At 34.7% G+C, this 9431-nt stretch carries 9 protein-coding genes; 5 read left to right on the forward strand and 4 right to left on the reverse strand.

The features are described 5' to 3' along the window. The 3 genes from KS419_RS00155 to KS419_RS00165 form a co-directional block, all read left to right on the forward strand. The coding region (locus KS419_RS00155; protein ID WP_217064072.1) for a hypothetical protein at positions 1 to 204 on the forward strand (204 nt) is incomplete at its 5' end. Positions 205 to 270: 66 nt separating this feature from the next. Next, entirely contained in the window at positions 271 to 1140 is an 870-nt protein-coding gene (locus tag KS419_RS00160) for a CvfB family protein (protein ID WP_217064073.1), read from the forward strand. 63 nt (positions 1141 to 1203) lie between these two features. Beyond that, the gene (locus KS419_RS00165; protein WP_217064074.1) at positions 1204 to 3669 is read left to right on the forward strand and encodes a septation ring formation regulator EzrA; all 2466 of its coding nucleotides are present in this window, start codon (positions 1204 to 1206) and stop codon (positions 3667 to 3669) included. An 82-nt stretch (positions 3670 to 3751) separates the two neighbouring features. On the opposite strand, the gene KS419_RS00170 is transcribed toward KS419_RS00165, so the two are convergent. The 3 genes from KS419_RS00170 to KS419_RS00180 all read right to left on the reverse strand — a co-directional run bounded on the left by KS419_RS00170 (position 3752) and on the right by KS419_RS00180 (position 6349). After that, a complete protein-coding gene (locus tag KS419_RS00170) occupies positions 3752 to 4426 on the reverse strand; it encodes a PspA/IM30 family protein (protein ID WP_217064075.1) in 675 nt (224 codons plus the stop codon). Positions 4427 to 4616: 190 nt separating this feature from the next. Continuing rightward, complete coding sequence (locus KS419_RS00175; protein WP_217064076.1) at positions 4617 to 4922, reverse strand: hypothetical protein; 306 nt, start codon at positions 4920 to 4922, stop codon at positions 4617 to 4619. Between the two features lie 44 nt (positions 4923 to 4966). Further along, the gene (locus KS419_RS00180; protein ID WP_343215003.1) at positions 4967 to 6349 is read right to left on the reverse strand and encodes a hypothetical protein; all 1383 of its coding nucleotides are present in this window, start codon (positions 6347 to 6349) and stop codon (positions 4967 to 4969) included. Positions 6350 to 6645: 296 nt separating this feature from the next. On the opposite strand from KS419_RS00180, the gene KS419_RS00185 reads away from it, so the two are divergent. Next, a complete protein-coding gene (locus KS419_RS00185; RefSeq protein WP_246593564.1) occupies positions 6646 to 7074 on the forward strand; it encodes a flavodoxin domain-containing protein in 429 nt (142 codons plus the stop codon). A gap of 731 nt (positions 7075 to 7805) precedes the next feature. On the opposite strand, the gene KS419_RS00190 is transcribed toward KS419_RS00185, so the two are convergent. Next, complete coding sequence (locus KS419_RS00190) at positions 7806 to 8087, reverse strand: YqhV family protein (protein WP_217064077.1); 282 nt, start codon at positions 8085 to 8087, stop codon at positions 7806 to 7808. A 114-nt stretch (positions 8088 to 8201) separates the two neighbouring features. Here KS419_RS00190 and KS419_RS00195 point away from each other — a divergent pair, with 114 nt between their 5' ends. Further along, complete coding sequence (locus KS419_RS00195) at positions 8202 to 9050, forward strand: SDR family oxidoreductase (protein WP_217064078.1); 849 nt, start codon at positions 8202 to 8204, stop codon at positions 9048 to 9050. The last annotated feature ends 381 nt before the right edge of the window (positions 9051 to 9431 follow it).

Below are 9431 nucleotides of genomic sequence, written 5' to 3' on the forward strand. Positions count from 1 at the left end.
AGGAAATCTTCACGAATATGCTTCGAGTTGCCTCGACGGACAGGACGTCCTAATATCGGGCATGCCACAGGACGTGGCGTTCTGCCCGATGGACGGATACGCATCCTAGAAAAGCTAGAAGAGGAAGAGGCAGTGACTTTCGCCTGTGACCAAGGCGCTTGCGCTTTTCTTATGAAAATACTTTTTCGTATGGAAAATTTTTAACGGTGGTAATAATAAGTTATAATAATAATCAAGTAATTAAATGACTTAAAAGGAAGTGCAATCTACGTGAATGAGCTACAGGCAGGTACCGTACATGACTTAAAAGTACTAAGAAAAATTGAGACAGGTTTTGTTTTATCGGACGGAAAAACCGAGGTATTACTACATATTAGTGAAGCGAAAGAAAATCTCTCAGTAGAGGAAGAAGTGGAAGTATTTCTATACCAGGATAAAAAGGCACAACTAGTTGCAACAATGACAATTCCTGATATACAGCAGCATACATATGGCTGGGCTGAAGTGGTAAATACAGTGAAAAATCTAGGTGTTTTTGTTAATATCGGGATACAAAAAGAAATTCTTGTATCTAAGGATGATCTCCCATTAATGGAAGATGTATGGCCGATCGAAGGAGATGAGCTTTTTGTCACATTAGATGTGGACAGGAAAGGTCGTTTATTGGCTCGTCCAGTGACGGAAAATGTGATTGAACAAGAAAGGGATATGGCTAAGAAAACAATGCTCCATCAATCAACAAGTGGCAGAGTATACAATGCTACTAAAGTAGGATCTTTTATCATTACGGAAGAAGGGTTCAGAGGGTTTATTCATTCTTCTGAACGGAAGGAAGAACCAAGACTTGGCCAATGGGTGGAAGGACGGATTATTGAAGTAAAAGATGATGGAACCCTTAATGTGTCTTTAAGACCCCTTAAGCAAGAAGGGATAGGAGAAGACGCTGATGCCATCGTAGACTATTTAAAAAATGCCGGAGGGGTTATGCCATACACCGATAAAAGTGATCCTGATGAGATCCGGGATGCTTTTTATATGAGTAAAGCAGCATTTAAACGTGCTTTAGGAAAATTGATGAAAGAAAAAAGAATTACACAAAAAGATGGAAAAACCTATCTAGCTGATGAAACAAAAGTGTAACTTTTTTAGTGTTAAGTACGTATAAGAATAAGCTACATTTATTGATGAAAGGGGGAAAAATTAATGAAAAGTTTTATGAAAGGATTAGGAATCATGTTTCTGATCCTCCTATTTCCGATGAACGTATTTGCCCAAGTCTCCGTGGAGGACGGGGCTAATTATTTCTTCTCTTCCAATGAAATAGAATTCATAGAAGAAGAATTTGACAATTCTCAATTTAACTATTATGTGTTCACAATAGATAGTTTAAATGGGAGTGATATCCAAGATGTTGCGGAACAGACTTTTGATGAAGTGCGTAGTGAGGGCTATGATGCTGTTATAATCCTTTCCTATGAAGACAGTGAAATATATATGAACGTAGGGCCTAATACTACGATTGACCGAGCGGTTCGTGTAGTATCCTCAACAGATCCATATGGCACGTTATTGGACAATTATTTCATCCCTTATGCACAAGATGGAGATTTTGCTGGGGGCATACAGTCCTTGATTACAGAAGTTGAATCTTTAGGTAATGCAGCTGGAAGTAGTACTGCTCCTAATAGTGAAAGTCAACAAAATTCCAATGAAGCGGTAGCAAGTTCAACGACATTTTCTCCCTTTGTTTTTTTATCCTTACTAGGTGGAATTCTGCTCTTTATTTTCATTATTTATATTATATTAATGATTGTTAGACATAAAAAGGTGAAAGAACAATGGAACAAGTTATTGGAACAGCAAAAAGCACTCCTTTCAAAAGTGCTTGATCCATACAATCAAACAACTGATAAATTAAACATGACGAAAGGGTATACGAAAGAGACCTTCGAATCTTTGAATACAGAATTGCTTTCTTTATTAAATACAGTTAAACAGCGAGAAAAGGACATTGAATCCCTCATCATTCCAAAGACAGGTTTAAAGGAGTTCAGTAAAAAATTAAATTCCTATGAAATAGACACAAAAGAAAATGAATCGAATTTAGAAGGTTTGACAACAGATATTCAAAAATATATTAATTTAGAATTAGAAACAGCCACTAAGATTAGTCAATGGAAGGAATCATTAGAAAAAATTGAAAGTTCCTTCTCTAGATTGAAGTTTGAAACTAATCAACATTTCAGCAGTTTTGAAGGAAACATTAACAAGGCAAAAAGTCAAATAAATAAAGTATTGGAAATCCAGGATTCGTTTGATTTTCTTTCTGCCCACAATACTATTAGTGATGTTAATCCTGTTGTGGAGGCATTAAAATCAGATTTTCAATGTCTGCAAAATCTCCTTACACAGCAGGATACCATTTACAAAGAAATGGAAACAGTAGAAAAAGACTTACAAGATTATATAAAAAGGGAAAACTTAATGTTAGTGGAGGACGATCCCACTTCCTATATTATAAAAGCAAGAGATGCATACAGCGACTTCAACCACAGCATTACAGATGGGAATGTGGAAGAGGGTACAAAAATACTAGATAACATTACTTCTTTGCTCAATAATGCAAAATCTCTTGCTAAAAAAATTGTTTATTACCGTGAAAACACAACTAAAAACCTTCATCAACTTAAAGCTGACATTAAAAACTATGAAAAACTGGAAACATCTTTTTCTTCAGAAATTGGAAGATTGAAACTTCACTACACAGAGAATCATTGGCGCAAAATTCCTGACAAATTCTTACAAATGATTGATATTGTTAATCAAGTGAACTGTGTTTTACCATCTATCGAGAAAGATTTAAGGCTTGATGTACAATATTATAAAAGGGCCTATGATACCATGACAGATACGTTTCATAAATTTGATAAAGTAAAGGCTCTGTATAATGAGTGTTTTGAAGAGTTCGATCGTTTAACGGAGAGAAAACAGCAGTTATCCCAAACGCATCAACAATTATTAGAAGGTGTAAGTCAAGCTTCAATGGATATAAGGCAAGAAAATTTACCGGTGAATCAAGATTCTTTAAGAAATTATGAAGAGAATCTGGAGGTTTTGGAACGGGAATTAACTCAAACGCCAATGGATGTTGAATTGCTTGAATATAAGACTGGTGATCTTAAACAAGATATTGTGGACTTCTGTAAAAAAATATCTTTTATCAAAGAGGAAAAAAGGAAAGTGGAAAGACAATGGAGTGATCTTCTTAAGAGTTATCAGTCTGCAGAACTTCGTTATGGTTTTACACTCTTACCTTCGAGTTTCCGAAATCGCTTTAAAGCTTGTGAAAATCAGGTGAACAGTTATATGCGTGAAGGAAGGTATCAGGAAGTTCTTAGTGAGATTGAAATTGGAAGAAGAATTATTAGAGATATGAAGGATGATTATAATCGTAGGATAGCCAGACAGAGAATGACGACTATGACAACTTCCAGAAGAAATACATTTGGGGGACCTACAAATATGGGTGGTGGTTCAGGTTTTGGAGGTGGAGGCTTCCGTGGTGGAAGTGGTCGGTCTGGAGGAGGCTCTGGCTGGGGTGGTTCCCGTGGAGGGGGTTCGAGTTTCGGATCACGGGGAGGAAGATCAGGTGGAGGAAGAAAATTTTAATTAAATAAATAAATAAAAAGAAAATGCTTGGATATATTCCGTGCATTTTCTTTTTGTGTAGTCATTAAAAAGTCGGTTTAGATTATTCACTTTTATTTTGTAGTTTAGCCTTTAGTGCCGCTAATTCATTATCTACTGCACTGTTTGTATCTAAGGCAGATAATTCATCATCCAATGATTTATTCATGTTACGAAGTTCTTCGGAAGACTCGGCCTCTGCTTCATGCAAAATTACTTTTTCTTCCATTCTTTCAAAACCACTTTTTGCTCCTGTTCCAATTCCTGAAAGTGTTCTATTGACTTTTGCTCTAGCTTTAGCACTTTCAGAACGGGCTTTTAAGGAATCCTTTTTCATTTTCATTTCATCTAGCTCAGACTTCATTTCCCGCAACTTTTCTTTCAACTCTCCAGATAACTTTTGAGCTTCTTCATAAGCAACTTTTAAGGAATCGGCATTACTCTGCTGTTTGTTTTTATCTTCTAAAACTCGTCTAGCCAAATCTTCATCACCGGACTCCAAAGCCTTTAATGCCTGTTCTTGCCGTCTAGTAACATAAGCTGTAGCCTCATCTAATTTAGATTTTAATACTTTCTCATTGGCTATTTGCTTTGCTACTGCTGCTTCTACATCGGAAATATCTTTTTCCATATCGACAATAAACTGATCGAGCAACTTGCCAGGATCTTCCGCCTTGTTTAATAAAGAGTTTAATTCTGATGATACAATGGTTCGGACACGATTGAAAAATCGAAACATGGTAATCCCTCCCGTATTTTTTCTATTCTAATAGTATCATAATTTTTCAACTAGCTTCACTTCCATAATTAAAAATACGAAACAAAGAGAATAAGGTTTCAAATCTTTCCTAAAATTCTTTTTTGGAAAAGTCTATACTCTTATTGAGTGTACTGAAAAAGTATAAAACAACTTTTTCGGTGCACCCCTCTTATTTTGTGGTTTTTTGTTTCGAAATTTCTTCTGAGACGATAAACGCCAGATCATCGTTACCAAAAAGAGAGAGGACATGGAGTAAGGAATCATCAGATATAATTGTTGCTTCTTCTTTTGAAACTGTTTGTTTAATACTCTGTTGTAAGGATGGATTTTTTTCATGATTTGGATATGCTCGTCTATACATTTCTTCCGGATCAAGATGGTGGTTTATACACCATTGAGCAAAAATTAGAATCATGATCTGTTCATCATTTTGATATTGTTTAATAATATAGTTTTCCAATTCTTTATTATTCATAGGTTACACCTTTCTATATGGAGGGGATGTTTTCTCAAGAATTATTAAATAAAACCAAATAAATAAAAACTATATAAAGTGAATGTTAGCACAGCAGCTACAATTATAATAAAGAAAACGTTTTGACGAATAATAACACTGGGTTGTCTGTTCATTAATTTAGATGCCATAAGAATTTGCCCTGAAAACGGTGAAATTGTGGTAGAAATCGTCCAAGCTACAAGAAGAGCGACAGCTAAATATTCAGGGCTGACGCCGAACTTATCTGGAGACAATGCACTTCCAATCCCTATGACTATAATGACAGGATGAATTCCTATCTGAGCTAGCCCTGTTGTTAACAATACTAATAAAATTGTTAAAGCATAAACGGAACCTAACGATGTTCTAAATAGAAATTCAGACATAATGGGGCCAATGTTTGTTTGAGATATAGCCATTCCAAAAAATCCTGCACTTATAAATATAGCAAGTTCATTTTTTAATGAAAAAAACGATGATTGGACCTGAATAAGAACATCCTGAAAAAAAGACTTAAGTATTTTACTGAATAAAGCCCAGATGAATGGTAAAACAATGGCTACAACGGAAACTACGGTCAACATATTTACTTCGAGCATATAATCAATTGAAAATGAACTAACAATAAGAACTATGCTAAATCTTAGAAGTGGCACAAGCGATGTTCTCTGTATTTTTCCTTCTTCCTTCTTATCCATATGAATAATGGGATCATCAGGGAAGGCAATATATTTATACATTAATAGAGAAAGAATAAGGTAAACTCCAGCAAGGACCATTCCGTATTTCCCAATGTCCACCCAAGTTAAATCAAAGACGACTAGAACGAGTCCAACATTTACAAAGTAGGGTGACCACAGCATACAAAACCCGAATGCCCTCATAATCGTTAAGGTTAATAGTTGTTCACGGAAGGAGGTGAAACTCTGATCTGCAATTTTTTTCACTATTGCCATGGATCCGAAATTTAAAATTATACCGGTAGTGGCGGTTAATATAAAACTAATAAGATAAGGGTGATGTCCACCTTTATTTTCCCAAGATTGGACGAATCGTTTTAAAGATTCTAAATAACCAGCTGTTGTCATAAATGTTCCAATTAGTGGAATGAGAAGAAAGAGAGAAAGCAAGTTTGTGTTTCTGCCAAACCCTAAGACCGCTTCCTGAATCGGTATTTCTTCGAGGTAAAAACAAGTTATACCGAATAGAACAAGCATCAGGACAATGATCCGACTGATTTTTGGTAGGAATGGAAAGGTACATAGGAGTAAAAATCCACCTAATAGACTGTAAATAATCATTAAAGTGGCATTAGGGAAAAATGCCTCTGTTAAATAAAGAATAGCAGTTACATAGCATATAACACCTAAAAAACGGATAAAAGGATGTTTTTCCGTAGTATCCACCTCCTTTTTCCTATGTAAGATAAATGGTTAGCAACACAATGATTTTACCATATTCTTAAAACGAATGATTACATTTACGTTTAGGAAAGTAATATAGGAAAGAATTTCTATACAGTTAAGAGAACTTTTTTTGAAGGATATTAAAAAAGTGTAATAAATTTGCCAAATTTTCCCGTGCTGTTGAATAAAAAACAATCTTATAATTATATTGATACTTCCAGAACCCGGCTAAACAGAAAATGTGGAGCGGGGTTTTGTTGGTTTCATAAAAGAAAACATGAATTGGGGGGAATAAAATGAAAACGTTAGTGGTGTACTGTTCTTCACATGGAACGACAGAGAAAGCTGCCAGGTTATTAAGAAGTGAACTAAACAGTGAGACATATTTAATTGATATAAAAAAAGAAAAACTACTTTCAGATATTAATAATTATGATGCCATCATAATTGGTGGATCGATTCATATGGGAAACATTCAGGGAAAAATAAAACAGTTTATAAAAAAACACCATGATGTTTTACTTTCCAAAAAGTTAGGTCTTTTCCTTTGCTGCATGCATGAAGGAGAACTGGCAAAGGAACAGTTTGAGAAGGCTTTTCCCGAATCTCTTAGGAAAGTTGCAGTGACTACGGGATTGTTTGGTGGGGAATTACTCTTATCTAACATGAATTTTCTGGAAAAAAATCGTTCAAAAGGTCAATGGTGCAACTGCAGATGTAAGTAAGCTGGATCGTGATAGAATTATAATGTTTGCAGATACATTTAACAGCAAGGAATACGTTATAAAATAAGAGATGTAGAAATGGATATAATAGAAGAGTGATTTCCATAATCATTCTGTATCATAGATCAAAAACCTTTACGTACCAGATGTGAAAACGATTACAAAATTCACATTTTCGACACGAATTTTATTGAAATTTGTCGGATAACTGAAGTATACTAAAACTAGTAAGCCAACCAAAATTCGTTGTCACTCCAATTACCCCTAAAATAGCGTAGTAGACAACATTAATCCAGCCTATGTGGCTGGATTTTTCATTTTGTTTGTTAAAAAACAGACTGACTGTACAAGTTTTATGAGATTGAATGTTTTTGGATGACCTTGACTATAGATAATTGGAACGGGGGAAATATGGTGTGGTGAAAAGTAGTCAAGCTAGTGTAGAATTAGTGAATCGATTTATATTAGAAGGCTCAATGTCGATTTGATGTCTCTGAGAATTTCGTTTGTACGATAGATGAGAAATCCTTGGTTAAAAGTATGTTAAAGTTTTTATCACCTATGAATCTAAGGAATAGCGATGTTGGCCACTATACCTAATCTTATGAATTGCAATGTTTTCTCTTGATTTAAATCGTCGCTTCATATAATAGACCGACTTCCGAGAATCGAATTGAAGTCCAAGTTTTATGAACTCTTTTAACTTCTTTACTATTATATTATATAAGTTTTCATCTTCTAAGTCCTATTAAAATCAACAACACTCCTAATCCTACCATTAATAACTTACTAAATGGCATTTTATCTGCAATACCAACAAGGCCGATTGTCATGGTTAATATCAGAACCAAAGGTCCCACAATAGCTAGAATCGCATTAATAGCAAGAGCTTTTTCAATACTGTTAAATTTGAGCATGAGCAGTGCAGCAGTTATTTCAAAAGATCCTGAAAGTAATCGGAGTATAATCATCCCTATTAAAGTCATCTCTATGGTAGAAAGCCATTCCTTCATTTATTATCACCCCTGTCCACTTCGTCCATAAAATCCTATGACAAACTCCGGAATTAAATACCATATATTCCGTATGAATGATAAGATATATTACGGAAGAGGGGGAGTTATCTGATGGAAAGGGAAATAGTTCTTATTACTGGTACAAGCAGTGGTTTTGGGTATTTAACAAGTGTGGAACTTGCCAAAAAAGGATATTACGTTATTGCAACAATGAGAGATCTGAGGAACAAAAATTTATTACACTCAAAAATGATTGATCATAATCTAGTAGATAATATGGAGATATTTGAGTTGGATGTGACAAAAGACCATCAAATTCTTAAACTTCAGGAATATATTATGAATAAATTTGGCAAGATCGATATTCTCATTAATAACGCTGGTTATTGCTTAGGTGGAATTAGTGAATATATTGCAAGTGATGAGTGGAGAAAGCAATTCGATACTAACTTTTTCAGTGTAATCACTCTGACAAATGCACTAATGCCAATGATGAGGGAGAGACGTAAAGGGAAGATTATTAATATAGGAAGTATTAGTGGGAGATTTGGATTTCCAGGAATGGCTCCTTATTCATCTTCGAAATTTGCCCTTGAAGGATATAGCGAATCCCTTCGGCTTGAATTAATTCCGTTCAATGTGCATGTATCTATTATAGAGGCAGGCTCTTTTAAAACGAACATTTGGGAAAAGGGACTGGCAAATGTTATTGAAACTAATCATAAGGATTACAACGAACTTGTCCAGACTATTCAAGAGAATGCAGAGAAAACTGCGAAAACTGCAGCAACACCTGATGCTGTTATTCAATTGATTACAAAAATTTGTTCTTCTCATAAACCGAAGCTTAGATATCAAATAGGTAAAGGTGTGAAAAGCTCCATTTTTGCAAGAAGTATTCTCCCGTGGTCAGTTATGGAATGGATAATTAAAAAACAACTAAAGATAAATAAAAAATAATCCAAACAATTTGGTGGTGGTTCCCACTCGCCCATCTCTCTTAGAGAACAATTATGGACAATCCTTTGCCATTAATTAACATTGCCTAAGTATTTTTTATTTGGTATATTATTAATCCAAGTTGTTCTTCACCAGCTTTCGCAAAAAAAAGAAGTTTAAAAAGTTGTTGACGAAATGACTGGGAAATGGTATATTAATATTTGTCGCCAAAAACAAATTTTGAGAAACAATCAAAAAAGTTCTTGACGACCGAAAGTTATATTGGTATAATGTAAGAGTTGCTGTAAAAAAACAACAACATCTTAACTTGACCTTTGAAAACTAAACAAAAAGCCAAGCAAAGTGGGATATGAATTCCTTCATTATAATGATGAAGCGATA

Source organism: Evansella tamaricis, assembly GCF_019042215.1.
Taxonomy (GTDB): Bacteria; Bacillota; Bacilli; order Bacillales; family Salisediminibacteriaceae; genus Evansella; species Evansella tamaricis.

Coding starts and splice junctions, on each gene's coding strand:
- KS419_RS00165 (WP_217064074.1), top strand. CDS start 1,204: ATGAAAAGTTTTATGAAAGGATTAGGAATCATGTTTCTGATCCTCCTA.
- KS419_RS00175 (WP_217064076.1), bottom strand. CDS start 4,922: ATGAATAATAAAGAATTGGAAAACTATATTATTAAACAATATCAAAAT.
- KS419_RS00170 (WP_217064075.1), bottom strand. CDS start 4,426: ATGTTTCGATTTTTCAATCGTGTCCGAACCATTGTATCATCAGAATTA.
- KS419_RS00190 (WP_217064077.1), bottom strand. CDS start 8,087: ATGAAGGAATGGCTTTCTACCATAGAGATGACTTTAATAGGGATGATT.
- KS419_RS00195 (WP_217064078.1), top strand. CDS start 8,202: ATGGAAAGGGAAATAGTTCTTATTACTGGTACAAGCAGTGGTTTTGGG.
- KS419_RS00185 (WP_246593564.1), top strand. CDS start 6,646: ATGAAAACGTTAGTGGTGTACTGTTCTTCACATGGAACGACAGAGAAA.